The following is a 25,627-nucleotide window of genomic DNA, read 5'->3' as shown; positions in this document are numbered from 1 at the left end:
TCCACTCCGTTTCCGATGGTCATCTTCCATTTACGGTAGTTTAAATCCAATGATTGGAACATATTCATCGAAACCGGAGAGGGTGAGGGGTTTGCGTGTCATCAACATCCCAACCGCGGGAAGCAGGCGACGCCTAGACCGTGGGCTGCCAATGACGGTTAAACAGGCGCGAATAGGTGAGAAAACCGAGCACGATGCTCGTGATGGCGGCAGAGGCGATGATCGCGAAAACGATGAGCAATTGGTAACGCACTGCCTGAATCGGGTCCGCCCCCGCGATGATTTGGCCGGTCATCATCCCGGGCAGCTGGACGAGCCCCATTGTTTTGGCGCTGTCAATGGTGGGAATCATGCTGGCTTTGGTGGCGGCCTTGAGCACGCGCCGCGAAGCCTGCTTCGGATTGGCACCGAGCGCGAGCAACGCCAATACCTCCGGACGGCGAGACTTTGCCTCATCGCGCAGGCGGTTGAGAAACAGCCCCGAAGCGACCATCGAATTGCCGATAATCATGCCACTGATGGGGATGATGTATGACGGCTTAGGAGGAATGACGTGCGCCACGAGGAGGAACCCCTGTGTCAGGACCTCGGTCGCGGCGATGGCGGCGAACGGACGCCAAAAGCGGCCCGCCAGGCCGCGGCCGCGCCGCCCAGCGTTGTCAGCGGCGACGCAGGTCATGAGCGTCACCATGGCCGCGGTCAAGGCGATATTGTCCACGTGGAAAACGAACTTTAGAATGTAGCCGATGATGAGCAGCTGGATGGTGGCCCGAACCGTCGCCACCACCATGTCCCGTTCCAGGCCCAGGCGTTGCCAGAGTGAAACCAGCATCGCCCCGACCACAAACGCCAGGGTGAGTGAGAGTGTCCATAAACTCATGGCTCATCCCCCTCGTCGGCCTCCGATACCACCCTCGACTCCGGGACCAACCCAGACGCACCATGCGCATCGGCGGCGGTTTGGTCGGCGACTTCGCGGGCGGCTTGGTCAGCCGTTTGGCCGGAGACTTCGCCGGAGCTTGGGTCGGCCTTTTGTCCGGCCGCGCCGAATTCGAGAAAGCGCCGGCCTTCCTCTGTCGTCGGGGCTTGGAAAAACGCCCTAGTCGGCGCTTGCTCAACCAGGCGGCCGTCTACGAGTAACCACGTCTCGTCCCCAACCCGCTCGGCCTGTGCGAGGTCGTGCGTCACCCAAAGTACGGTCAACTGGCGCTTGGCCACCCACTCACGAATGTTCTGTTCAATCACCGCTGCCGAGCCCCTGTCCAGGGCCGAGGTCACCTCGTCCAAGAGCAAGACCTGCGGCTGGTTCGCCAAGGTGCGGGCCAATGCCACCCGCTGCTGCTGTCCCCCGGAGAGCTCGGACGCTGCCCGGGAGAGTAAGTCTGCCGGTAGCCCAACCTGCTCGAGTAGCTCTTTCCCATTCGGCGCGGGACGCCCCTGCAACTGATAGGGGACTGCCAGGTTGTCCGCGACGGTGCCGGGCAGCATAACCGGCTGCTGCATCACCAAGCCAACGTGCCGACGTAACTGGGGCAGCGGCCACTCCCGCACCTCACGGCCGGACACGAAGACCTGCCCTTCATCCGGGGTGGCGAACAGGTTACAAAGAGCGAGCAAAGTACTCTTGCCGGCCCCGGAGGGACCGACAAGAGTGACCACACGCCCCGGAGCGATGCGGCCGCTAATCCCCTGCAGGACAGTACGCGATCCGTCATCCGTTTGGACAACTCGCCCCACGTCGCGAAACTCCAGCGCCCATGCCGGATTCCCCGTCTCATTCCCCGATGTGGATGGCATGGCGCCTCAGACCTCGAGCACCTGGCGCGTGGACAACCGTTCGACGGGACGACCAAAGGCAGCCTCCGCCTGCTGGAAAAGCAGGTCCAAATCGCCCTCGTGCGGGTAGTGGGTTAAGGCGAGCCGGGCACACTCGGCCTCGCGAGCCAACTGCCCAGCCTGCCTGGCGGTCAGGTGCCCGGCCTGCACCGCCATTCGTTCCTGTCCGTCAAACATGCTCGCCTCGCAGATGAACAGGTCCGCTCCCCGGGCGACGCGAAGGAGTTCCGGCGCCAGCGATGAGTCGGCCGAGAACGCGAACACGCGGCCTGCGGCCTCGGCGCGGACGGCGAGGCAGGGTACGGGGTGCTGGGTCTGGGCAAAGGAGAAGGAAATGCCACCCAGTGTAACCTTCGCCTCAGGCGTCAAGGTGTGCAGGCGAATGAACGGTTCCTTACGCAAATCCTCCATCAAGGCTTTCGGGCCCGGGAGCATGTACATAGGAACCGGGGGGGTGCGCCGTCCGCTCTTGCGAGCGACCAGGAGCGCGTAGGACAGCACCCCCAGGTCGGCGTTATGGTCGTGGTGATGGTGCGTCACCACGACGCCCGTCAAGCGCTCTACCGGGCAGATGTGCAACAGCTGCGCCAGCACGCCGGATCCACAGTCGAGCAGGATGCGCTCCTCACCCGATTCAATGAGAAAACCGGTAGTCGCCTCACCCGCTTCTGGATACGTACCCCAGAAACCAAGGACGTGAATTTTCACGATTGTCATCTCCTTTCGACCGTGTTTGCCGAGGGCGCTTACTCATACGTGCTCCTTTCTCGGAAAACCTCGGGGCTTCAGATCCACATCAAGACCTGGAGCAGCCAGCCAACCAGCAAGAACCCCCAGGCGGTCGGACTGGTCTTGTGCCGCGGACGAATTCGAGCCCCGGCCCACGTATGTTCCCCTTCGTCAAAAACCTGCCACTGGACGTGAAAGCTGGCGCCTCCGTAGCTGCGGTGCAACTGGCCCATGCGCCCCTCCGGCCACAGCCTGCGCAGGAAGTGGAACAACCACACAAAAAGCGCGAGACTCAACGTCACCCCGATAAAGAACCAGTCCACGACGCCGGCAACGGTGGGGTGAGCCAGCCAGCGGAAGCCGGGCCAGGTCGGCCAGACGCCGTGCCACACCCCGATGCCGCGCAACACCGTGAGCACAACCTGCACCAAGCCGTCGACCAGCTCAACCACAAACGCCAGGGCCAGTATCAAGGCGGCGGCCAGAAAGCCGTAGTCGTACAAGGTCAGCCGCTCAAACATGTATTCGAAGGCCTTGTCCATCAAATAGGCCGTTGGACTGAAGCTGCGCACGAACGTGTAAAATTCCCATGCGCGCAAAAGCTTGCCGATACGACGAAACATCTGGCGCCTCCTTATACCCTGCGTATGTGCTCAGTTGCCTGCATCCGCTGGCTCCGCTCCAGGCTCAGGCAGGTCCCCGAACGCCGGGTCTCGCTCGAAAGTCGGCCCCTCCGCCAGCAAGGCCAACTTGTCCGCCCGGTTCAGGCGTTTGATCTCCCGTTCGCGCCGGAGGGCGGCCGACTTGTCCGCGTAGACCTCGACGCGCCGGACAATCAAGGGCCCGCGGCCGCGGGTGTAGCGGGCGCCGCGCCCAGCCCGGTGAGCGGCCAGGCGCCGGGCCAAATCGGTCGTCCAGCCGGTGTAAATCGTGCCGTCGCCGCATTCGAGCATGTATACGTAGTTCATGTCCCAGGCGCCCCCTTCAAGCGGAGGGGCTGGTGATAAATCGCTTCGGCCTCGGCTTTGCTGAGACGGCCGGCGTCAACCATGTTCTCGAGCACCACCCACTGGCGGCTGCGCGCCAGTTTCAGAGAGACGAGCGGATCGTACAACGAAGGACCGTTGGGGAGCCCGGCCAGCAGGCTCAATTCCCCTTCATTGAGCGCCGCCGGCGGTAGACCGAAGTACGTCTCCGCCGCGTTATACAATCCGTACGCCCCGTGCCCGAAGTAGATGACGTTGACATAGTCGGTCAGCGTCTGGCACTTGCTCATCGTGTCATAGATGCCGATGGCATAGACCGCCTGCCGCAGCTTGCGGACGATGGACTTGCGCTTGGAGAGCAAGGTGTTATCCACCAGCTGCTGGGTAATGGTCGATCCGCCCTCCACATACCCGTCGGCTTCGATATCGACGTATAGCGACCGGAGAATGCCAACCGGGTCTATCCCAGGGTCCCACCAAAAGCGGCGGTCTTCCGTCGAGATGATGGCCTCGCGAAAGAAGCTGGGAATCTGCTCGTAATTCAGCGGATGCACGTGATACGCGAGAATGCGGTTGGCCACTGCAGCCTCGACCTCTCGGTCAATGTGCCGGACGCGGGTGAAGTATACGTACAGCACCCCGTAGATCATCACCAACAGGACGCAGATGGCCAAGGCCAGCCTCACCGCGACGCGCAACGCAAACGAGAGCAGACGCATACGAGGCCATCACCCGAGCGTGAACTCGGTCTGGTTGCGGCGTTTGTCGGCGTGCCGCTCCATCGCCAGTTGGATGAGCCGGTCAATCAGTTCGCGGTAGGAAATACCAGTCGCCTCCCACAGCTTCGGATACATGCTGAACTCGGTGAATCCGGGCATCGTGTTGATTTCGTTAATCAAGATATTACCCGTCTTCCGCTCGATGAAGAAGTCGACCCGCGCCAATCCGCTGCCGTCAATCGTCTGAAACGCGCGTATCGCCAATTGCTGCAGCTTGGCGGTAGTGTCTTCGGGCAGTTCAGCCGGGATGATGAGCATCGATTTGCCGTCGATGTACTTCGCCCTGTAATCATAGAATTCGTTGCACGGCACGATTTCCCCTGGCACCGAGGCGATGGGATCATCGTTGCCCAGGACCGCCACCTCCACCTCGCGCGCATCGACCCCGGCCTCGACGATGATTTTGCGGTCGTACTTCGCCGCTTCCCGCAGCGCCTGTTCGAGACTGGTCCGGTCCTTCGCCTTGCTGATGCCAACGCTCGAACCTAGATTGGCCGGCTTGACGAAACAAGGATAGCCCAACTCCTGTTCCACGTCGGCCAGCACCTCGTCTGGTTTTTGCTCCCACTGGGCACGTAGGTAGTGGCGATAGCGCACCTGCGGCAGACCGGCCGCCGCAAACAAGGCCTTCATCACGACCTTATCCATGCCCACCGCGCTGGCGAGGACGCCATCGCCCACGTACGGGAGGTCCAACATTTCCAGCATGCCCTGAATGGTGCCATCTTCCCCATACGACCCGTGCAGAACCGGAAACACGACGTCAATCTCGCCGACGACCGTCTGCGGCACCCGTTCACCGGGTTCGGTACGGACCACCTCCTGGCCGACACCCTGACCGCGAGAGCGATCCGCCGAAACGGCGAGGCCTGCCGGCACGCTGGAGTCACCCTTGTCTGCGAACGCGGCCTCGCCAGCGGCTTCTCCGGCCAAGGCTTTGGTCCCCGACTGCGATGCCGGCAAGAATCCCGCCTCCCCGCGCATCAGCGCCAGGGCCTGCTCGCCGCCGTGCCAACGCCCGCTCTTGTCTATCGCGATGGGCACCAGTTCATAGCGCTCCTTGTCCAACGCCGCCATCACCGACCGGGCGGACTGCAACGACACCTCATGTTCGCCCGATTTTCCGCCAAACACGACACCGACTCGAATTCGTTTTGTCACGTTGCCACCCCTTTAGACTACGGTCACATTTTACTGCCCATGTTTCCACCTTGTGAAGCAAGTTGTGAAAAGTTGCACGTGGTGCCACACAGAAAAGGGAGACTCGTGATAGGATAGAACGCAGGGAAACCGCAGATTGACGAAAGCTGCAAGCAGACAAGCTGCAGATAGACCGGAGCTACGGTCGACCATCTTGAACGGTCAACCATTTTGAAAGGATGGTGCCTCCCCTTGACCCCCCTCTCTGTCTCTGAACTGGCCGCCGTGGTGGGTGGACGCATCCTCCAAGGAAATCGGGAAGCGGTCGTGCGTGGCATCACCATCGACAGTCGGCGCGTCACACCGGGCGACCTGTTTGCCGCCTTCCCCGGCGAAAGGGTCGATGGCCATTCGTTTGTCCGCCAGGCGGCAGACGCAGGAGCCGTGGCGGCCCTGGTGGAGCGGCCGCTCAGTACAGAGGAGCGTCCCCACGGGGATGCGCTGGCCGTCATCCAGGTGAATCAGGTGCTGACCGCCGTGCAGCGTTTGGCGGCTTGGGAACGGTCGCAATTCGCTGGGCCGGTCATTGGCGTCACCGGCAGCAATGGAAAGACGACGACGAAAGAAATGCTGGCCGCCGTCTTTGCGGTACGAGGTCCAGTTCTGTATACCGAAGGCAACTTGAACAATGAGCTGGGCCTGCCCTTGACACTCTTGCGTCGAAAAACGGAGCACAAGACTTTTGTGCTGGAGATGGGGATGCGCGGGTTTGGCCAGATTGCCGAGTTATGCCGAATTGCCCAACCGACCAGCGGGATCATCACCAACATCGGCCAGAGCCACCTGGAGCTATTAGGAACTCAGGAGAACATCGCCAAGGCGAAGGCGGAGCTGTTGGACGCCGTGCCGGAGGATGGGTATGGCTTTTTGCTCAAGACGGACGCATGGCTGCCGAAGGTGGCCGAGCGCTGCCGCGGCCGGGTGTACTGGTATGGCCTCGACGAATCGGCCGACGCGTGGGCGGAAGACCTGCGTGTGGTCGAAGGGGGTATGCGCTTCACCGCCCATGTCCTCGGTGAGACCATCTCTGTCCGCCTCCCCACGTATGGCGAGCACAATGTCAACAACGCCCTGGGGGCGCTCCTGGTTGGCGCGGTACACGGATTGCCCCTGGCTGACATGGCGGAAAGCCTGGCCCGCTTTACGCCCACCAGCGGTCGCTTGCACATCGTCCCTGGCCGTGCCGCCCGCACCGTCATCGACGATTGCTACAACGCCAGTCCTCTGTCCACAGAGGCCAGCCTGCGCGTACTGCGGGACCTTAGCCGAGGCAGCGTAACGGCCGCGGTGCTAGGCGATATGTATGAGCTTGGGACATACGCGGAGGCCGGTCACCGACACGTGGGGACGACCGCCGCAAACCTCGGGGTCGACGTTCTGGTGGCCATCGGCCCCATGAGCCGCTGGATAGCGGAGGCGGCCGAGGTCGCATCGGCGGCTGGCGCGGGTTATCAAGGGGCCGACGTTGCTGCAGGCATCAAGGTCCATTGGTTCCCAGACAAGGACACCGCCATTCCCCAACTCGAGGCACTGATTCCGTCGGAAGCTTTCGTCTTGGTCAAGGCATCGCGCGGGATGCACTTAGAAGAGGTCGTGGAGCACTTGACAAAATCGTGAGTTGAGAAAGAGGGAGATAGGATTGACAGAACAGACTACCGTACGCCCCCCATTCCGCGGCGACATGGTCGGTAGCTTGCTGCGGCCGGATCGGCTCAAACAGGCGCGTACCGCCTACGCCGCCGGCAGCCTGGATGCAGCCGGTCTGAAGGCTGTGGAAGATGAGGAGATTCGACGCGTCGTTGCCAAGCAGAAGGAGATCGGGCTGAAGGCGGTAACCGACGGAGAGTTCCGGCGTGCATATTGGCACTTTGACTTTCTCGAAGGTCTGGACGGCGTCACCGGTTACGAGGCGGAACAAGGGATTCAGTTTCATCAGCAAACCAGCAAGGCGCACGGCGTCCGAGTGGTCGGGAAGCTGGGATTCAGCCAGCACCCGATGCTGGAGCACTTCCGCTACCTGCAGAGCATCGCAGGGGAGTATACGGCAAAACTCACGATTCCCAGTCCCAGCATGCTACACTTTCGCGGCACGGGCATCGAGGACGTATACCCAGATGAAGACGAGTTTTTCCACGACCTCGCGCAGGCCTATAAGCGAGCCATTCAGGCGTTTTACGACCTGGGCTGCCGCTACCTGCAGCTGGACGACACGGCGTGGGCATACCTTTGCTCGGACGAGCAGCGGGCGCAGATGAGAGCCCGCGGTTGGGATCCGGATCGCCTACAGGACCGGTATGCGGCCACCATCAATGAAGCGGTGACAGACCGGCCACAGGATCTCGCGTTGACGATGCACATCTGCCGCGGCAACTTCCGCTCCACCTGGATTTCCTCCGGGGGGTATGAACCGGTCGCCGAGACGCTCTTTGAGCGGCTGAACATCGACGGATTCTTCCTGGAGTACGACAGTGACCGGGCGGGCGGGTTTGAACCCTTGCGCTTTGTCAACCGTAAGGACCTGAAGATTGTACTCGGATTGGTCACGTCGAAGTTTGGCGATCTCGAAGCCAAAGACGATTTGAAGCGCCGGATTCAAGAGGCCACCCGCTATGTACCGTTGGAGCAGCTCTGCCTCAGCCCGCAGTGTGGTTTTGCGTCGACGGAGGAAGGCAATCTCCTGACCGAGGAACAGCAGTGGGACAAACTGCGCCTGGTGGTGGAAACGGCGCAGGAAGTGTGGCGCTGACGCTCGCCGTGATGGGGACGTGATAGGCCTCACCATGACCACCGGAGGCGGTCGCCCGGCCGATGAGAAATTTTAACCGTGCGAAGCATGCTACTCATGGAGTCTTCATGTACGGCTGATGAGAATCCCCACGATGATAGACACGGCGATAGCGCAGACAATGAGGGCGTTCAGAAACACCTGCAGTACGGTGTCCATGGCCCCGTCTGGATGTGATTGGTCGGGTGCCGGTTTTGTCGTACCTTCATCCGATGCAGCCCAATACGTTGGCGCCCCGAGCGGCGATTCCTGGTGAGTGCCGTCCCCAGCCGCCGGGCGCCGCCCCGGTGCGGGCTGCTGGGGTTGCTCAGCCTTCTGACCATTGACAGCCTTCTCGCTGGGATTAGCGCGTTGCGCGCGCAGAGCCAGCATCGCGTCGTAAGCCTGGCGCTTTTCCGGGTTGGACAGCGTCCGATAGGCCGTCAGTACAGCCTGAAACAGGCGGGCCGTCTCCTTCTTCTGGATGCCCGCCTTATCCGGGTGCCACACCTGCACCAAGCGACGGAACTGGCGCCGAATCTCTGCCGCCGAGGCGTCGGGTGCCACCCCCAAGACATCATAGAACGTGAGGGATAGTGGCCGCTTGCAGTTGCCACACACCACCTGCTTCGCCTTTCCCAGCTCAACCCGATTTGCAGTTTGACAAAACGGACAGGTTGTCAAGCGTTGATTCGCCTCAGACACAATAGCCATTTCCTAGACCCTAGTCCCGTTTCTGGTTCATCATGGAGCGCAGCGCTCTGCGGTATTGTTCATCCGGACTACTCGGTTCCTCACCCTCATCGGCGGGCGGAAGTTTGGCTGATTCTGGCTTGTTCAACGCTGACCACTGCCGCAAGGCCTGACGGTACGCGTCGTCGGTCAGTTCCTCCGTCTCCGAAGCTGGCAAATCGGGTTTGCCTGCTGACTTGGGAGGGGCGTCTTGGGTCAAACGGGCCGTGCGGCGGAAGATGGAACCGCGCTCGTCCTGTCGGCGCTCGTCCTGTCTGTACTCGTCCTGACCGGGCACGCCAGCCGCGCCGCCAATCGAATCCCGCGCGGCATCCTGCTCCACGTTCTGCACCGCCCCGCCCACCGCGGCATCCCGCGTCTCGTCACCCGCCGGTGCGCGCGCGGCCTCAGGCGCCGCAGGGGCGGAAGAAACCCGCGCCGGTGTAGTCAACCCAGTCGTCGGCCGTTCGGCGGTCCTTTTTCCCGGGTCCGACTTGTCGTTGCGCATCATCCGCAGGTTAATGGCCACAACGATGCCGCCTAAAACGATAATCGCCACCGCATACACAAGCAACAGGTCCACAAACCCACCCCTTTTGCATGCACACTTTCTCCGCCGGATACACCACTATCGCCGGGTCAGTTTTGCCGTGACCTCGGCCACACGCCGCCCGAGCGCCCGGCCGAGCGCCAAATCCTGCTCATTTGGTAGGTTCAATGGGGCATCCGGGGAGAGTTCCACCGGGCAAGTGATACCCACCCCGTAGTACGATCCGTACAGTACATTTTCGGGTATGTTCCCGGGCAGACCGACAATAATCATCCCGTTGTGCAGCATGGGGGTAATGAGATTCCATAAGGTCATCTCAATGCCGCCGTGAACCGTGGCCGTGGTGCAAAATACCGCGCCCACCTTGCCGACCAGGGCGCCCTTGGCCCACAAATAGCCCAGCTTGTCAATCCACTGCTTGAGTCCCGAGCTGATGGTGCCAAAGTGGCCGGGGCAGCCCCAGATAATGGCGTCTACATCCACCAGGTCGCGGACATTGGCCTCACGTACATGGCGCAGAGAAACCTCCGCGTCGTCGACGGCAGCGCCTTCTGCCACCGCCTTGGCCAACGCTTCCGTATGCCCATTCTCACTGTCGTATACCACGTAGATTTTCATGTTGCCATCAAAACCTTTCGTCAGGGAACGTTTTGCTTACGAAAACAATGGTACGCATCCCCCTACGCGGTGTCCAGTCGAAATCTTCCTACGCGTGAATACTTCTCCTGCAAAGGCCCAGGTCAACCCCGATGCTCCGTTCTACCCGGTGCCCTGTACCCGGTGCCCTGTTCAAACCATTGCCTGGTTCAGCCCTCGACTTCGTCCTCGTCGAACATGGCTCTCGAGAGTCCCGTGTGACCGCCCCAGTAGTATGTGATAACGGCGATGACCGCCACCAGCAGGTGGTCCCAATACGCTGACAGGGCCCCCGCGCCGCCAAAGGAGCCGAACTTCGAGACCACGAGAATCGCCGCGTAGTAGAACACCAACCACCAGGAGCAGCGCACCTGCTCGGCAAACGGGACTTTGTCCGTGGGCACAAACCGGCGCGCTAGCAGGTAGATGACAAACATCACCAACTGCGACCCCAACAACCAAGAGTCCACCTGCCAACCGGTCCAGTACACAATGAGGCTGGCGATGATAAAGGCCACGGGGCCAATCATCGCCATCCCGGGCAGGCGGAACGGCCGCGGTAAGTCGGACGCGTTGCGACGAAACGCGTACGCCGAAATCGGAGCCAGCGCGTAAGTCAAAACCAGCGCGTCCGACACCACCCCAATCAGGGTTCCCCAGGAAGGAAAGGGTAATGTCCAGAAGATAGAGAGGAGAAACGACAGCCACACCGCAGGCCGGGGAATCCCCGACTCCGGGTGGATGCGCGCAAACACCTTGAACAAGGTGCCGTTCTTGGCCCAGCCATAGACGATGCGCGACGAGGAGTTCATAAAGATGTTGGCCGATCCGCTTGGGCTCACGATGGCATCGAGGACGATGAGCACCGCCAGCCAACCGGTGCCCAGGGTAACAGCGAGATCGTGAAACGGGAGCTGAAACTCGTGCACGATGGGCGCCCACCCGTGCGCCAGCTTGTCGGCAGGAATGGCGCCGATAAACGATACCTGCAGCAGCACGTAGACGACGGCCGAGAGCAGGACGGACAGAATGAGCGCCAACGGCACCGTCTTTTGCGGCCGCTTTGCCTCACTGGCGACAGAGACGATGGGCTGCAGCCCCAGGTAGGCAAACATCACGCCGCCAGCAGAGATGGCCGTCTCCACCCCGGAGACGCCGAACGGAGCAAACCCGTGCATGGTGAAGTTTGTAGGCCGCAGGTAGCACAACAGGACAATGAAGGTTAGCGTTGGCACGACAAACTTGAGGATGGTCATAACCGTATTCGTCTTGGCGAACGTGCGTACGCTCCAGTAGTTGAGCAGGAAAAACACAAATAAGAGCGCCACCTGCATCCACCAGCCGAGCAGGGTCGGCGACTGGCTATGCGGCTGGGACAGCGCCGGCCACCAGGAAGACGCGTACTGGCGCGCCGCCTCCACCTCAATGCTGCACAGGCTCGAGTAGGCGATGAGCGTGGCAAAGCCCATCAGGTAGCCGAGCAGGGGCCCATGCGAGTATACCGGGTAACGGACGATGCCGCCCGCGCGGGGAATCGCCCCGCCCAGTTCCGCGTACACCAGTCCTAGGAGAATGACCGCAATGCCGCCAACAAGCCACGAAATCCAGCCCGCCGGTCCCGCTTGGGAAGCCACCGTACTGGCCGCAAACAACCATCCGGATCCAAAAATCGCGCCAAATCCTACGAAGATTAAATCGGATAAGGTCAGTTGCCGTTTCAGTTTGCCGTTTTGCTCACCCGCGGCCACGACTTCCCCTCCTTGGGCGGTTGGTATGTCCACTGGGCACACCCACCCGCCAGGTTCCACCTTACGGGCGGGGGCCGACCGGGGGCAGGGCTATCCGTGCACCCGTTGTCGTGTCGCTATACCATGATTTCCGCCGCCGATTGCCCGTGTGTCAAAACCGCTCCGTCACCGTCTTCGGCTGGACGAAGTTCAACAGGTACTCTTTCGATCCCGCCTTGGCATCCGTGCCGGACATGTCGAACCCGCCAAACGGCTGCACCCCGACCAAAGACCCAGTGCACTTGCGGTTGAAGTACAGGTTGCCGCAGTGCATGTGCCAGCGTGCGTATTCGAGGCGATCGCGCCGACGGCTGTAGACCGAGCCAGTCAACCCGTACTCAGTGTGGTTGAATACCTCAATGCCTTGCTCAAAGCTGTCCACCCGGCAGACGGCGAGCACCGGTCCGAAGATCTCCTCCTGCATGATGCGCGCATCCGGCGCCACGTCCGCGAAGATGGTCGGCTGAATGAAATAGCCGCGGGAGTCGTCGTACGTGCCGCCCAAGACCAGTCGGCCTTCCTGTTTACCAATCTCGATGTATTTGGTGATTTTCGCGAACGCCTTCTCATCGATGACCGGGCCCACGTCCGGGTTCTCCTCGGCTGGGCCCAGGGTCAGCTGCTTGGTCAGGGCAATCACCTTTTCCAGCACGGTGTCGTAGACCGCCTCGTGGACAATCGCGCGCGATCCGGCCGAGCACTTCTGGCCCTGGAAGCCGAACGCGGAAGCCACAATTCCGGCCGCGGCGGCATCGAGATCGGCCGTCTCATCGACGACAATGCCGTCCTTACCGCCCATCTCGGCCACCACCCGCTTTATCCAACGTTGGCCCTCGGAGCGCCGGTGGGCGACTTCGTCGATGTGCAGTCCTACCGCCTTAGATCCGGTGAACGAGACAAAGCGGACATCGCGGTGACCTGTCATATAGTCGCCGATTTCCTCCGGAGGCCCGGGGACAAAGTTGAGCACCCCGGGCGGGAGGTTCAACTCGCGCATGATTTCGACAAACTTGGCGGCCATCACGGACGCCAGCGGCGACGGTTTCAGCAGCACCGTATTGCCGGTGACCAGCGCGGAGACGGTAGTGCCGGTAAGAATGGCGAGCGGGAAGTTCCACGGCGGGATGACCACCCCCACCCCGAGCGGCAGGTACATCATACGGTTGTCTTCGCCCGGATACGGCACGAGTTCCACGCCTTTACCCAGCTCAATGGCCGCGCGACCGTAAAACTCGAGAAAGTCGATGGCCTCGTTGACGTCCCCGTCCGCCTCGGCCCAGTTCTTGCCGGATTCGAGAATCTGCCACGCCATCAGCTCGGCCTTGCGTCGGCGCATGATGGCGGCCGCCTGAAACAGGTACATCGCCCGCTCCTCAAACGTGGTCAACTTCCACGTCTCAAACGCCTTCTGGGCCGCCTCTATCGCCTCGTCAATCACCCGTTGGTTCGCTTGGCATACGTAGCCGACCACCTCCTGATGGTTGGAGGGATTGAGCGAAGCTAAGGTATCGTCGGTGCGCAGCTCGCGTCCGTTGACGTAGAGTGGATACGTCTGCCCAAACTGACTGCGGACCGAGACTAAGTTGCGTTTTAATTCCTCCGCCCGCTCGGGCTTCGTCCAATCGATGACCGGTTCATTCCGATAGGGCATCACCGTCATCCGCCATCTCCCCTTTGATTAGCTGACCTTGGACGGACTGATACTGCACCCTCCGGTGTTTAAGCCGGATTTTCAAGTGCCTCGACCACTTTCTCCGCCGTGCTTCGACTTGACTGCGGATTTTGTCCCGTCACCAGATTACCATCCCGAACCGAGAAGTCTGTCCAATTATCCCCAGAGACGAATACGGCTCCCCTTTCGCGGAGCTTGGACTCCAGCAGGAACGGCATGTACCTGTCCAACTGCATCTCCTTTTCTTCCGCGTCCGTGAAGGAGCTGACCTTCTTGCCTTTCACCAGCGGTGTCCCGTCCCTGTACGTGACATTGACAAGCCCAGAGGGCCCGTGGCATACCGCGCCGATTACCTTCCCATTCTCAGCAAACTGCTGCAGCACGTATTGCAGCGTTTGGTTGTCTGGAAAATCAAACATCGTCCCGTGCCCACCGGGCAAAAACACCGCATCAAATCCCTGCGCGTCCTCTCGGCTCAACTTGGCCGTATGCTTTAATTCTTCCTCCGCTTCAGCCCACTCCGCGCGTTTCTCCGTCGGGACGCTGTTCGGATCAAGCGGGACTTCGCCGCCTTGAATGCTGGTCACTTTGACCTCATAACCCTTTTGTTTGAAGACGTTATACGGAACCGCAAACTCCTCGAGCCAGAGCCCAGTCTTGTGATCATCCGTAATGGTTGTGTGGTTTGTCACCACCATGAGGATCCGTTTGGACATCCTCCATGACCTCCCCACTGTAAAGTCGCTTAGATGTCAGCCTGCACGCTGTGACCTGCATGCCATTAAATTTACCCAGTCATGTTTTTGCATGCGCCTTCCGGCCGCCTTATCCCCTATATCAAACCCCATTAAGCTTGCTCGATTTCCCTTGCCATCATGCTCAACTCCTTCTCCCTTGTTAGTTAAGTCCATATCATTGTGTAAAAACGGATCGTTATCGCTCGCTATCATGAGTAGCAAAATGAGCCATCTCGTCCCTTCGGTAGAATGGAATTTGGCGCAACCCATTCACGAGGAGAAGAACGAACAATGGCTCTTTATCAGACTAACCTAGATGATGCGCTTTTGCACGGACTCTTTCAACAGGATGGAGGTGTAGCCCGACTTCTTGAACAGGTTTTGAACCACGGGTTCCCCGAATTCGCGGCGGAGAATTCTCGACAGAACTCTTCTTTCGCTATCAACGTAGTGAACAAGCCCTGGTACTGGCTCTCATGGAGATGGTTGTCCAAGGTGTCTCTACGCGCAAGGTAGCGCAAATCACGGAGGAGCTGTGTGGGACGGAGTTATCCAAGTCCACCGTCTCCACGCTTTGCAAACGCCTGGATGCCATCGTACAAGCCTGGTATGAGCGGCAACTCAAAGAGCACTGCTACCCTTTTCTGCTGGTGGATGCACCGTCAATATGGTACCAACAACGGTGAATATGGTGAATAAAGAAATGTTGATAAAGAGACGAGTTTTGGTCCTGGTTAGGACGGGATTTCTCGTAGAATGACTCTATGAGCAGAGATAGTTTCAAAAACGGTCGTGTTTAGAACTAGAGATATCAATTGAGACCAGCCACTGTAGACAGAAGATGTAGGGAATTAATTTAATGTATTACAATAACACTAATTTTGGATGGGTTATTTATGGGTTCCGTTGGGTCAGTCGCAGGTGTAGATATATGCTATTGATTTCGGTGATCCTCCTAACGGAAACTCACTTGAGTGTTGATTATCCCGCTCAAACTGAACCCGAAAGATGTAAAATCCAAAGATGGAATGATGTTTTCACAGTGGTTGGCTACGAATAACCTGTAAAGGTGGTCACCAATCGGTCAGATTTGATTGGAGGGAATAAGTTTTGAGCACGATGCCATTTTACATTGTCGATGTATTTTCGCAAGGGAAATATACGGGGAATCAACTTGCGGTTTTTATAAATGCATCAAGCTTGTCCGAACAGGATATGCAGCAAATAGCCAAAGAAATGAATTACTCGGAGACGGCTTTTGTCTTGTCAAGTCAGGAGACAAACAAGGGGTATGACGTAGCATTTTTTACGCCAAACGAAGAGGTCCCATTTGCTGGTCATCCAACTTTAGGAACAGCGTTCGTGATTCAAGAAACGATATTGAAGAAAAGAACCGATACGCTGGTACTAAATCTCAAAGCTGGCCAGGTTCCTGTCGCCTGCATGGATAACGTAGTTTGGATGAAACAACCTTCACCTACGTTTGGGCGGGTGCTCAATGTACGTCAAGTTGCGGAAGTTTTGAGCCTTTCAACGGATGCCATCGACGACCGGGTGCCCATCCAAGAGGTCTCAACAGGCCTGCCAGTTATCATTGTCCCACTCAGGAATTTGAGTGCGGTTAAATCTGTTAAGATCAACAAAGATCGGTATTATCACCTGATTAACAAGACGGAAGCCAAGGCTATTTTGGTCTTTTCTCTAGAAACCTATGATGCTGAGAACGACGTAAATGTACGTGACTTCGCTGATTATTATGGAATACCAGAAGATGCAGCAACAGGAAGTTCGAATGGTTGTTTGGCAGCCTATTTAGTCCATCACAAGTATTTCGGAAGTGAAACGATTGATCTGCGCTCAGAGCAAGGTTATGAAATACAAAGGCCTTCACTGCTTTATCTGAAAGCTAGCAAGACGGAAGGTGAATACAAGGTATGGGTCGGTGGTCAAGTTGAAAAAATTGCGAAGGGGGAATGGGAGATTTGAAACTGTGACGACAAACTGATTGGTGGCGTTCGCCTACCAAAATACCCTCGTTCAGAATCAGGAGAAGAGGGACAATATACAGTTTCTAAAATTTTCGTTTATGGAACCTGATAGGTATGATGTTAATGTAGGAAATACGGTGAACGCCAATTTACTTTGTCCTCAGCCTTGTGTGGTTTGCACCTTTCCGACCATGTGCCATTGCATTGTCTAATCCCGACTTGGTGGGTCGAATCATGTCACGCTCGAATTCTGCCAGGGCAGCGAACATGGTATGAACATCGGTTTTCCGGTTGGCGTCGAGGTATCAATGCTCTCTTTCAGAGAGACAAAGTGGATGCTTTTCTCTCCGAACTCAGACACCAAATCGATCAGATGTTTCGTACTGCGCCCTGTGCGATCAATCTTCCACATGACAACTGTATCCCCAGGACGCACGTATTTGAGCATTTTCATCAAGTTGTGGGCGCTCACGACGTGCCGCTTACTTTCTCCTGAAACGTCCGTTTCAGCTTAATATTGCCATGTTCTCATCGCATCTCCGGGTGATGTGCCGGAAGAACGAAAAAAGTGTTCCTGATGTTCTTCCCACACAAGGTGTGTCATCCTGATACCCGTTGCTTCACTCCTCCGAATGAAGGTAGTTATACAGGGTGATATTAACAAACACCCAACGATTGACAGGACACTGATTAGTGTCCTAAAATAGGACACAAATCAGTTCCCTTATGGAAATTATGGTTTTGGAAAGGGTGATATTAACATTTAAAAGTCAAATGTGGGATGTTTATCACGCCATTGCCGATCCAACTCGGCGCAAACTACTTCGTCTCTTGGCAGATGCAGAAGAATTGCCTCTCCATGCGTTAACGGTTCACTTTCAAATGGGGCGTACAGCGGTTTCCAAGCATTTGGCGGTCCTCAAAGATGCCGGTCTCGTCACCGAGCGAAGAGTCGGCAGGGAAACGTTGTACCGGCTGAATGCCGCTCCGTTAAGGCAAATTCAAGATTGGGTATCTTATTACGAGAAATTCTGGAAAGAAAGAATGATCGTTTTAAATCATTTACTACAGGAGGGACAAAAAATGAAATCCCTGTCACTGGATTTTCACTTTAAGAGTCCAATCGAGAAGGTGTGGTTCGCTTTAACGGATTCAAATACTCTTTCGAAATGGATGTTTTTCAAAGAGAATGATTTTAAACCGGTCGTTGGACATAAATTTCAGTTTCGGACGGAGCCGGCAGAATGGTGGGATGGAATTGTAAATTGTGAAGTACTCGAAGTGGACGAGCCTCATCGGTTATCGTACACATGGGTAAGCGGCGGGGAAAGCAATAAGGTTACTTGGACGTTGAAACAGGATGAGGATGGAACTACTCATGTGCATCTCGATCAAACCGATATCAGTTCGGAGCAAGCATTCAATGGAGCGAAATATGGTTGGCAGAGCATGGCTAAACAGCTCGAAAACGTGTTAGCAGAACTGTAACACGAATTTTCTACATGTAGGTCAATCTCTTTTCCGACGGGGTAGGCAGTACCATCCGCGTTCCCTTTAATCCTAACTGGCCGAGGCCGTTTCAGTCGGCAGACATTATCAGACAGAAAACGCCGTTTTGTGCGGCGTTTTCGTTATGTAAGGGAGTCACATATGCAGGAGATAAGAAAGGAAGGTACCATGAACCAGCCTTATCAAGAGTTTATCGAAATTCGCGGGGCCAGGGAGAACAATCTTAAGAACGTATCCTTGCGCATTCCCAAGCGCAAAATCACCATTTTTACCGGTGTATCCGGTTCCGGCAAATCGTCGATCGTTTTCGATACCATCGCCGCCGAATCCCAGCGTCTGCTGAACGAAAACTTCAGTATGTTCGTCCGCAACTTTCTGCCGCGGATTCCGAAACCGGATGTAGACGCAATCGAAAATTTGAGCATGGCGGTTGTCGTCGACCAGAAACCTCTGGGCGGTGGATCGCACTCGACGGTAGGCACCATTACCGATATTTCCCCACTGCTCCGCCTGCTGTTTTCCCGTTTGGGAGAACCGCATGTCGAACCGCCCAATTTGTTTTCCTTCAACGATCCGAACGGGATGTGCCCGGAATGCAACGGCATCGGCCGCAGGCTCGGCGTCGACCTCGACAAGGCGCTGGACAAGTCGAAGTCGTTGAATGAAGGGGCAATCCTGCTGCCGGGCTATACGGTGAACAGCATGGATTGGACGTATATCGTGCAGTCAGGGTTCTTCGATCCCGACAAGAAGCTGAGCGATTATTCGGATGAGGAGCTGGAGCAACTGCTGTACGGCAAGGCGAGGAAAGTGAAGATGCAGTTCGCCGGGAAGGCAGTGAATATTACAGTGGAAGGCATCATCGAGAAGTTCACCAACAAGTACATCAAGCGGGATGTGAAGACGCTGTCCGAGCGCACACAACGAGCTGTTACGCCGTACATCTCCGAGGGTCCCTGCCCCAGCTGCCGTGGCGCGAGACTCAATCAGGCCGCGCTCAGCTGCAGGATCAATGGACTCAACATTGCGGAGATGTCCTCCATGGAGGTCGGACAACTCATCCGCGTCATTCGAGAGATTGACGATCCGGTCGTCGCGCCAATCGTCAAGTCGCTGACGGAGCGGCTGCAGCATCTGGTGGATATCGGACTTGACTACTTGACGCTGGACCGTGAGACGGATACATTGTCCGGCGGCGAGTCGCAGCGCGTCAAGATGGTGAAGCACCTGAGCGGCAGTCTGGTGGACGTAACCTACATTTTTGACGAACCGAGTGTCGGGCTGCATCCCCGCGACGTGCACCGGCTCAACGAATTATTGCGCAAGCTGCGCGACAAGGGCAATACCGTCATCGTCGTCGAACACGACCCGGACGTCATTCAAGTGGCGGATCATATCGTCGATGTCGGCCCACATGCTGGCAGCCACGGCGGCACAATCGTCTACGAAGGCAGTTATGAGGGCTTGCTCGAGGCCGATACCCTTACCGGCAACCATTTGAGGAAGCCGCTCCCGTTCAAGGAGATATATCGCCAGCCGTGCGGCAAATTGTCCATCGTGGACGCCCATCTGCACAATTTGCGCAATGTCAGCGTCGACATTCCCGCGGGTGTACTGACGGTGGTGACAGGCGTCTCCGGCTCGGGCAAGAGCACTTTGATGGAGGCGTTCCTGCGCCAACACCCCGAGGCGATTTCCATCGACCAATCGGCCGTCGGCGTCTCGACACGTTCGAATCCGGCTACGTACACCGGCATTATGGACGACGTGCGCAAGTTGTTCGCGACGGCGAACAAGGTGAGCCCGAGTCTGTTCAGCTTCAACTCCAAAGGCGCCTGCGAAAATTGCCAGGGTCTCGGCGTCACTTATACCGACCTGGCGTTCCTGGACAGCGTCAAGCTGCCTTGCGAAGTTTGCGAGGGCAAACGGTTCAAGGAGGAAGTGCTGGCATATAAGCTCAACGGCAAATCGATCGCCGACGTGCTGACGATGACCGTTGAGCAAGCGCTCGCCTTCTTCGAAAACAAGGACGTGATCCGCAAACTTCAGGCATTAAGCGATGTGGGGCTTGATTATTTGACCCTCGGCCAGCCGCTCAGCACGCTATCGGGCGGTGAATGCCAGCGCATCAAACTGGCCAGCGAGCTGCACAAGAAAGGCAGCATCTACGTGATGGACGAACCGACGACCGGCTTGCACATGTCCGATATCGGCCATCTGCTGGCGATCATGAACCGGTTGGTCGATGCCGGCAACACCGTCATTGTGATCGAACACAATCTGGACGTGATACGCAACGCCGACTGGATTATCGAAATGGGACCGGACGGCGGCACCCGGGGCGGGCAAGTGATCTTCGAAGGCACGCCTGGGCAAATCGTCGACGCCGAACATTCGATTACGGGCAAGTATTTGCGGGCAACGGCCGGTCGGTGAATAGACGGGAGGCCGACAGGGCCTGGTCTTGTCCCGGGCGTGGTCCCAGGCATGGCCCAGGCCTTGTTCCTCGTCACTCTCCCATAAATACACCAGTATACGGTGACTCCTCCGTCCCTCGTTTGAGGTCAGACCCTCAATTTTCACTGTAACGCATTAATTTTAAAGTCGTAAGTACGCACGTTCATGGACGAAGAAGCGTGCAGCGATCCCCGTGCCCGTTGACGGATCGGCGGAAACGTTGTAAATTATTGATTAAGCTCCGTTCTATGGACGGCCAAATTCACGGAAACGTTTACCATACACAACTGAATCGAGAGTTCTCTTATCAAGAGTAGGCGGAGGGACTGGCCCGATGAAGCCCGGCAACCAGAAACGTCCTGCCCACCGACTGTCCGGCGATGCACGCGCTCGCGGCTTCCCGGTCGGCGACAAGGGGTACGTTTCCCGGTGCTAACTCCTGCAGAAGCAATTCTGAGAGATGAGAGACTTGAAAGCGAGGTTTTCAAGGTCCTTCTCATCCGGGAGGGGCCTTTTTTCATGGCCCGGTCCCAGCGGGCACGCCCGCCCAAATCCATTTCCAAACTGCCCACTGGAGGTGCGCATCACGATGAACATCGAGACTTTACTCGTGCAGGCCGGCAACCGCCGCGATGCGTCGACCGGCGCAGTCGCTGCGCCGATTCACCTGTCCACCACGTATTCGCACCCGGCCGCCGGCCAATCGACCGGGTACGACTACTCGCGCCTAGCCAACCCTACCCGCACGGTGCTAGAAGACACCATCGCAAAGCTCGAAGGCGGGGTGCGCGGGTTTGCGTTCGCCTCCGGGATGGCAGCGATACACGCCGTCTGCTCCTTACTCTCTCCGGGCGATCACGTCATTGCTAGCGACGATTTGTACGGCGGCACCTACCGCTTGTTTGAGGAAATTTTGCGCCCGCTGGGCATCACTGTCAGCTATCTGAGCGAGGGCCGTACCGACGCACTCCGGTCGCTTTTGACGGAACGCACCAAGGCCATCTTCCTCGAGACCCCAACCAACCCGACGATGAAAATCTACGACATCCAAGCCTTGGCTGACGTGGCTCGGGCGCATGGCGCCCTGACGGTGGTCGACAACACGTTCATGACCCCCTACTACCAACGGCCGCTGGAACTGGGCGCAGACATCGTCCTGCACTCAGGCACCAAGTACCTGGGCGGGCATAACGACGTCGTCTGCGGCCTAGTGGCCGTGCGCGACGAAACACTGGCGGAACGGATCGCGTTCTATCAAAACGCCATCGGGGCAGTGCTCGGGCCGCACGACAGCTACCTGATGGTGCGCGGACTGAAGACCTTAGCCCTGCGCATGGAGCGGCATAACGAGAACGCCCGCGCGATTGCCGAGTGGCTGCTGCAGCACCCGCTGGTCACCCGCGTCTACTACCCGGGCCTCGAACACCACCCTGGCCGAGACGTGCATGAACGCCAGGCCAGCGGCTACAGCGGCATGGTCTCGTTCGAGGTCAAGGACGTGCGCATGGTGGAACCGATTCTCAACCACGTACGCATCATCACGTTTGCCGAAAGCCTGGGCGGGGTTGAGTCGCTCATCACCTACCCGTCCGTGCAGACTCACCACGACATCCCGCCGGAGGTGCGACAGGCCATCGGCGTCACCGATACCCTGCTCCGCCTGTCGGTGGGTATCGAACACAGAGACGACCTGATTGCTGACTTGGCCCAGGCGTTCGATCACGCCCGCCGCGCGCTGGAGGCGGTAGAGGTATGACCGACATCCGCCAGGCGCTCACGGAGCGCATCCTCGTCCTCGACGGCGCCATGGGGACGATGATTCAGGCCCTGAACCTCGGCGAGGACGATTTTGGCGGGAAAGCGTACGACGGGTGCAACGAATACCTGACCCTCACCCGCCCGGACGTCATCCTCGCCATCCACCGCCAGTACCTTGAGGCGGGTGCGGACATCATCGAGACCAACACGTTTGGCGGTACGCCGCTGGTGTTGGGGGAGTACGGGCTGGCCGAGCGGGCGCTGGAAATCAACCGGCGCGCTGCGGAGCTCGCCCGCCAGGCGGCGGACGAGTTCTCGACCGGGGCGTGGCCGCGTTTTGTGGCCGGCAGCATGGGCCCGACCACGAAAAGCCTGTCGGTGACCGGGGGCCTCACGTTTGACGAGCTGACCGCCCACTACCGCGTGCAGGCACAGGGGCTGATTGAGGGCGGGGCGGACGTTTTACTGCTCGAAACCTCGCAAGATTTGCTCAACGTCAAGGCGGCGAGCCTCGGCATCGAGCAGGCGTTTGCGGATACCGGCAAACGGCTGCCCATCATGATCTCCGGCACCATCGAGCCGATGGGCACGACCTTGGCTGGCCAGACCATCGACGCCTTGTACCTGGCCGTCGAGCACCTAAAGCCCATCACGGTGGGCCTTAACTGCGCCACCGGGCCCGAATTCATGCGCGATCACGTCCGCGTCCTAGCCGGCCTGGCGGCCTGCGGGGTGAGCTGCTACCCGAACGCTGGCCTGCCGGACGAGGACGGCCACTACCACGAGACTCCAGACAGCTTCGCGAAAAAAGTGGCCGACTTCGTCGAGCAGGGCTGGCTGAACGTGGTCGGCGGCTGCTGCGGGACCACGCCGGCGCACATCGCCGCGGTGCGTAAGGTCATTGAGGGCCGGCCGCCGCGCCGGTTTGCCCCGCGCCACGGCCACGCCGTCTCCGGCCTGGAGGCGGTCTTCTATGAGGAAGACAACCGGCCCATTCTCGTCGGCGAGCGGACGAATGTCATCGGTTCGCGCAAATTCCGGCGTTTGATTGCCGAAGGCCAGTATGAAGCGGCGGCCGAAATTGCCCGTGCCCAGGTCAAGTCAGGCGCCCAGGTCATCGACATCTGCCTAGCCGATCCGGACCGCGACGAGGCGGCTGACATGGCCGCGTTCTTACCGCACGCAGTGCGCAAGGTGAAAGTGCCCTTGATGATTGACTCGACCGACGCCGCGGTGGTCGAACTCGGGCTGAAACACTCCCAGGGCAAAGCCATCATCAACTCCACCAACCTGGAGGACGGCGAGCCGCGGCTGGCCCGCTTCGCGGAGCTGGCGCGGCGTTACGGGGCCGCACTGGTGGTGGGCACCATCGACGAACAAGGCATGGCCGTCTCGCGCGAGCGAAAGTTGGAAGTCGCCCTGCGCGAGGTGGACCTGTTGGTCAACAAATACGGCCTTTCCCCCTCCGACATCATCATCGATCCGCTCACCTTCCCGGTCGGCACAGGGGATGAGAAGTACATCGGATCGGCCTTGGAGACGGTGGAAGGGATTCGCCTCATTCGCGAGCGCCTGCCGGAGTGCCCGACCATCCTCGGCGTCAGCAACGTCTCCTTCGGCCTGCCCCCGGCAGGGCGCGAGGTGCTCAACTCGGTGTTTCTGTACGAGTGTACCAAGGCGGGGCTATCCTACGCCATCGTCAACGCCGAGAAGCTGGAGCGCTACGCCTCCATCCCGGAGGAGGAAAAACGCCTGGCGGAGCGGCTCTTGTTTGAGACGAGCGATGAACTGGTGGCCGAATTTACGGCCTTCTATCGCGAAAAAAAGGTCACCGCCAAGGTCGACACCGCCAGCCTGCCACTGGAGGAGCGGCTGGCCCGCTATATCGTTGAAGGTACCAAGGAGGGCCTCATCCCGGACCTCGACGAGGCGCTCAAGCGGTACAAGCCGCTCGACATCATCAACGGCCCCTTGATGGACGGGATGAACGAGGTGGGGCGGCTGTTCAACAACAACGAGCTGATTGTCGCCGAGGTACTGCAGAGCGCCGAGGTGATGAAGGCGGCGGTGGCGTACCTCGAGCCGTTCATGGAACGGGCGGACGCGGCCAACAAAGGCACCGTGCTCCTCGCGACTGTCAAGGGTGACGTACACGACATCGGCAAAAACCTGGTGGAAATCATCCTCGCCAACAACGGCTTTGGTGTCGTCAACCTGGGCATCAAAGTGCCGCCGGAGCAGTTGATTCAGGCATACCGGGAGGTCAAACCAGACATCATCGGCCTCTCCGGGCTGCTCGTCAAATCGGCCCAGCAGATGGTGGTGACGGCGGAAGACTTTCGCCAGGCCGGGATTACGGCACCGCTGTTGGTGGGCGGCGCGGCGTTGACGAAAAAGTTCACCTTTACCCGCATCAAGCCAAAGTACGACGGACCGGTGATTTACGCCAAGGACGCGATGGAGGGGCTCGACTACGCCAACCGGCTGGTCGACGATGAGGCCAGACCCGACCTGCTGATGGAACTGGACGCGGTGCAGAAAGAGATGGAAGGGCGTGGCGTGGTGGAGGCCGCCCCCACCAAGGCGCCGGAGGGCCCCTGGGTCTCGCCCATCCGCCGCGACGCGCCCGTGTTCATGCCGCCGGATACGGACAGGCACGTCCTGCGCGACGTACCGCTGACCCAGATTCGCCCGTACCTGAACCTGCAGATGCTGCTCGGCAAACACCTGGGGCTGACGGGAAACGTCGAAAAACGGATTGCCGAGCGAGACGAAAAAGCGCTGGAGCTCTTAGACCTGATTGACGATCTCGTCCGTCAATGCAGCCAGGACCGTCTGCTGCAGCTTAACGCGGTGTACCGTTTCTTCCCGGCGCAGGCGGAGGGGAACGCTATGCACGTGTACCACCCGTCCGACCCAACGCAGGTGTTGGAGACGTTCGTCTTTCCGCGTCAATCGAAACCGCCCTACCTGTGCCTGGCCGACTTCTTACGCCCGGTTGATGCGGGCGTCATGGACTACGTGGCGTTCTTCTCGGTGACGGCCGGCCGCGGCGTGCGCGAACTGGCCGAGCGCTGGAAGCAGGCCGGCGACTACCTGCGGTCTCATGCCCTGCAGGCGCTGGCCTTGGAATTGGCTGAGGCGTTGGCCGAACGGTTGCACCAGATCATCCGCGATAGGTGGGGGTTCCCGGACCCGCCGGAAATGACCATGCGGGAACGGTTTATCGCCCGCTACCAGGGCATCCGCGTGTCCTTCGGCTACCCGGCCTGCCCCAACCTCGAGGACCAGGCCAAACTGTTCCGGTTGATTCACCCCGAGGACATCGGAGTTGAGCTGACGGACGGGTTCATGATGGACCCGGAGGCGAGTGTTTCGGCTTTGGTGTTTGCCCACCCCGAAGCGAAGTACTTCAGCGCGGAGTAGAACACAAAACGCGGCGCAAGTTGATTGACGAGTCGCTGTCTGACGATTGATAAGTCCGGGGCGCGGCCCCTCGCACACACC

Annotated in this window: 20 protein-coding genes, 3 pseudogenes and 1 riboswitch; of the genes and pseudogenes, 9 read left to right on the top strand and 14 right to left on the bottom strand. The window is 58.8% G+C overall.

The genetic code is table 11. The annotated features are described in order from the left end of the window. Positions 1–133: 133 nt before the first annotated feature. The 7 genes from H522_RS0101780 to H522_RS0101750 form a co-directional block, all read right to left on the bottom strand. Positions 134–880, bottom strand: coding sequence for an ABC transporter permease (locus H522_RS0101780; protein WP_026960990.1), 747 nt, complete (start codon positions 878–880; stop codon positions 134–136). After that, positions 877–1,797 (bottom strand): ABC transporter ATP-binding protein, encoded by a 921-nt coding sequence (locus tag H522_RS16970; RefSeq protein WP_081411775.1) that lies wholly within the window; start codon positions 1,795–1,797, stop codon positions 877–879. Before H522_RS16970 ends, H522_RS0101780 begins: the two co-directional genes overlap by 4 nt. Before the next feature lie 6 nt (positions 1,798–1,803). Beyond that, positions 1,804–2,544 (bottom strand): MBL fold metallo-hydrolase, encoded by a 741-nt coding sequence (locus tag H522_RS0101770; protein ID WP_026960989.1) that lies wholly within the window; start codon positions 2,542–2,544, stop codon positions 1,804–1,806. Between the two features lie 77 nt (positions 2,545–2,621). Then, positions 2,622–3,188 (bottom strand): hypothetical protein, encoded by a 567-nt coding sequence (locus H522_RS0101765; RefSeq protein WP_026960988.1) that lies wholly within the window; start codon positions 3,186–3,188, stop codon positions 2,622–2,624. Between the two features lie 30 nt (positions 3,189–3,218). Next, the gene (locus tag H522_RS16965; protein ID WP_081411773.1) at positions 3,219–3,533 is read right to left on the bottom strand and encodes a GIY-YIG nuclease family protein; all 315 of its coding nucleotides are present in this window, start codon (positions 3,531–3,533) and stop codon (positions 3,219–3,221) included. Next, positions 3,530–4,270 carry a biosynthetic peptidoglycan transglycosylase gene (locus H522_RS0101755; RefSeq protein WP_245577974.1) on the bottom strand — a complete coding sequence of 247 codons (741 nt, stop codon included), beginning with the start codon at positions 4,268–4,270 and terminating at the stop codon, positions 3,530–3,532. Before H522_RS0101755 ends, H522_RS16965 begins: the two co-directional genes overlap by 4 nt. Positions 4,271–4,279: 9 nt before the next feature. Then, on the bottom strand, positions 4,280–5,491 hold the full coding sequence (locus tag H522_RS0101750; protein ID WP_026960986.1) for a D-alanine--D-alanine ligase family protein: 1,212 nt from the start codon (positions 5,489–5,491) through the stop codon (positions 4,280–4,282). Between the two features lie 231 nt (positions 5,492–5,722). On the opposite strand from H522_RS0101750, the gene H522_RS0101745 reads away from it, so the two are divergent. Both H522_RS0101745 and H522_RS0101740 read left to right on the top strand, forming a co-directional pair. Next, positions 5,723–7,147: a UDP-N-acetylmuramoyl-tripeptide--D-alanyl-D-alanine ligase gene (locus H522_RS0101745; protein WP_026960985.1), complete on the top strand. Its 1,425-nt coding sequence runs from the start codon at positions 5,723–5,725 to the stop codon at positions 7,145–7,147. Positions 7,148–7,169: 22 nt separating this feature from the next. After that, complete coding sequence (locus H522_RS0101740; protein ID WP_026960984.1) at positions 7,170–8,276, top strand: 5-methyltetrahydropteroyltriglutamate--homocysteine S-methyltransferase; 1,107 nt, start codon at positions 7,170–7,172, stop codon at positions 8,274–8,276. A gap of 105 nt (positions 8,277–8,381) precedes the next feature. On the opposite strand, the gene H522_RS20250 is transcribed toward H522_RS0101740, so the two are convergent. The 6 genes from H522_RS20250 to H522_RS0101710 form a co-directional block, all read right to left on the bottom strand. Continuing rightward, positions 8,382–9,008, bottom strand: coding sequence for a J domain-containing protein (locus tag H522_RS20250; RefSeq protein ID WP_081411772.1), 627 nt, complete (start codon positions 9,006–9,008; stop codon positions 8,382–8,384). Positions 9,009–9,018: 10 nt separating this feature from the next. Next, entirely contained in the window at positions 9,019–9,609 is a 591-nt protein-coding gene (locus tag H522_RS0101730) for a hypothetical protein (protein ID WP_026960983.1), read from the bottom strand. 45 nt (positions 9,610–9,654) lie between these two features. Then, the gene (locus H522_RS0101725; protein WP_026960982.1) at positions 9,655–10,194 is read right to left on the bottom strand and encodes an NAD(P)H-dependent oxidoreductase; all 540 of its coding nucleotides are present in this window, start codon (positions 10,192–10,194) and stop codon (positions 9,655–9,657) included. A gap of 188 nt (positions 10,195–10,382) precedes the next feature. Beyond that, a complete protein-coding gene (locus H522_RS0101720) occupies positions 10,383–11,960 on the bottom strand; it encodes an APC family permease (RefSeq protein ID WP_026960981.1) in 1,578 nt (525 codons plus the stop codon). Between the two features lie 151 nt (positions 11,961–12,111). Continuing rightward, on the bottom strand, positions 12,112–13,659 hold the full coding sequence (gene pruA / locus H522_RS0101715; RefSeq protein ID WP_026960980.1) for an L-glutamate gamma-semialdehyde dehydrogenase: 1,548 nt from the start codon (positions 13,657–13,659) through the stop codon (positions 12,112–12,114). A 59-nt stretch (positions 13,660–13,718) separates the two neighbouring features. After that, complete coding sequence (locus H522_RS0101710) at positions 13,719–14,387, bottom strand: type 1 glutamine amidotransferase domain-containing protein (protein ID WP_026960979.1); 669 nt, start codon at positions 14,385–14,387, stop codon at positions 13,719–13,721. 312 nt (positions 14,388–14,699) lie between these two features. On the opposite strand from H522_RS0101710, the pseudogene H522_RS20855 reads away from it, so the two are divergent. Continuing rightward, positions 14,700–15,067: pseudogene (locus H522_RS20855) on the top strand (transposase); the annotation flags it as partial. A 451-nt stretch (positions 15,068–15,518) separates the two neighbouring features. After that, positions 15,519–16,394, top strand: a complete 876-nt coding sequence (locus H522_RS0101695) for a PhzF family phenazine biosynthesis protein (RefSeq protein WP_026960976.1) — start codon at positions 15,519–15,521, stop codon at positions 16,392–16,394. Positions 16,395–16,628: 234 nt separating this feature from the next. On the opposite strand, the pseudogene H522_RS22435 reads toward H522_RS0101695, so the two are convergent. Next, positions 16,629–16,889: pseudogene (locus tag H522_RS22435) on the bottom strand (recombinase family protein); the annotation flags it as partial. Between the two features lie 233 nt (positions 16,890–17,122). On the opposite strand from H522_RS22435, the pseudogene H522_RS22000 reads away from it, so the two are divergent. From H522_RS22000 to metH, 5 genes and pseudogenes are all read left to right on the top strand, one after another. Further along, positions 17,123–17,386: pseudogene (locus H522_RS22000) on the top strand (ArsR/SmtB family transcription factor); the annotation flags it as partial. A 93-nt stretch (positions 17,387–17,479) separates the two neighbouring features. After that, complete coding sequence (locus tag H522_RS21995) at positions 17,480–17,884, top strand: SRPBCC family protein (protein ID WP_026961080.1); 405 nt, start codon at positions 17,480–17,482, stop codon at positions 17,882–17,884. A gap of 189 nt (positions 17,885–18,073) precedes the next feature. Then, the gene (locus tag H522_RS0101675; protein WP_026960974.1) at positions 18,074–20,341 is read left to right on the top strand and encodes an ATP-binding cassette domain-containing protein; all 2,268 of its coding nucleotides are present in this window, start codon (positions 18,074–18,076) and stop codon (positions 20,339–20,341) included. 322 nt (positions 20,342–20,663) lie between these two features. Beyond that, positions 20,664–20,829: riboswitch (SAM riboswitch) on the top strand. 122 nt (positions 20,830–20,951) lie between these two features. After that, on the top strand, positions 20,952–22,118 hold the full coding sequence (locus H522_RS0101670) for a trans-sulfuration enzyme family protein (RefSeq protein ID WP_026960973.1): 1,167 nt from the start codon (positions 20,952–20,954) through the stop codon (positions 22,116–22,118). After that, positions 22,115–25,546: a methionine synthase gene (gene metH / locus H522_RS0101665; protein ID WP_026960972.1), complete on the top strand. Its 3,432-nt coding sequence runs from the start codon at positions 22,115–22,117 to the stop codon at positions 25,544–25,546. The genes H522_RS0101670 and metH overlap by 4 nt, the downstream gene beginning before the upstream one ends. The last annotated feature ends 81 nt before the right edge of the window (positions 25,547–25,627 follow it).

The sequence above is a fragment of the Alicyclobacillus herbarius DSM 13609 genome, from assembly GCF_000430585.1.
GTDB lineage: Bacteria > Bacillota > Bacilli > Alicyclobacillales > Alicyclobacillaceae > Alicyclobacillus_G > Alicyclobacillus_G herbarius.
Note: the sequence above shows the minus strand (reverse complement) of the source record. Positions and strands in the feature narration are given on the sequence as shown.

Bases quoted from the DNA above. Each gene is read 5' to 3' on its own strand.
- H522_RS0101780 (WP_026960990.1), bottom strand. From the start codon at position 880: ATGAGTTTATGGACACTCTCACTCACCCTGGCGTTTGTGGTCGGGGCG.
- H522_RS16970 (WP_081411775.1), bottom strand. From the start codon at position 1,797: ATGCCATCCACATCGGGGAATGAGACGGGGAATCCGGCATGGGCGCTG.
- H522_RS0101765 (WP_026960988.1), bottom strand. From the start codon at position 3,188: ATGTTTCGTCGTATCGGCAAGCTTTTGCGCGCATGGGAATTTTACACG.
- H522_RS16965 (WP_081411773.1), bottom strand. From the start codon at position 3,533: ATGAACTACGTATACATGCTCGAATGCGGCGACGGCACGATTTACACC.
- H522_RS0101755 (WP_245577974.1), bottom strand. From the start codon at position 4,270: ATGCGTCTGCTCTCGTTTGCGTTGCGCGTCGCGGTGAGGCTGGCCTTG.
- H522_RS20250 (WP_081411772.1), bottom strand. From the start codon at position 9,008: ATGGCTATTGTGTCTGAGGCGAATCAACGCTTGACAACCTGTCCGTTT.
- H522_RS0101725 (WP_026960982.1), bottom strand. From the start codon at position 10,194: ATGAAAATCTACGTGGTATACGACAGTGAGAATGGGCATACGGAAGCG.
- pruA (WP_026960980.1), bottom strand. From the start codon at position 13,659: ATGACGGTGATGCCCTATCGGAATGAACCGGTCATCGATTGGACGAAG.
- H522_RS0101710 (WP_026960979.1), bottom strand. From the start codon at position 14,387: ATGTCCAAACGGATCCTCATGGTGGTGACAAACCACACAACCATTACG.
- H522_RS21995 (WP_026961080.1), top strand. From the start codon at position 17,480: ATGAAATCCCTGTCACTGGATTTTCACTTTAAGAGTCCAATCGAGAAG.
- H522_RS0101675 (WP_026960974.1), top strand. From the start codon at position 18,074: ATGAACCAGCCTTATCAAGAGTTTATCGAAATTCGCGGGGCCAGGGAG.
- H522_RS0101670 (WP_026960973.1), top strand. From the start codon at position 20,952: ATGAACATCGAGACTTTACTCGTGCAGGCCGGCAACCGCCGCGATGCG.
- metH (WP_026960972.1), top strand. From the start codon at position 22,115: ATGACCGACATCCGCCAGGCGCTCACGGAGCGCATCCTCGTCCTCGAC.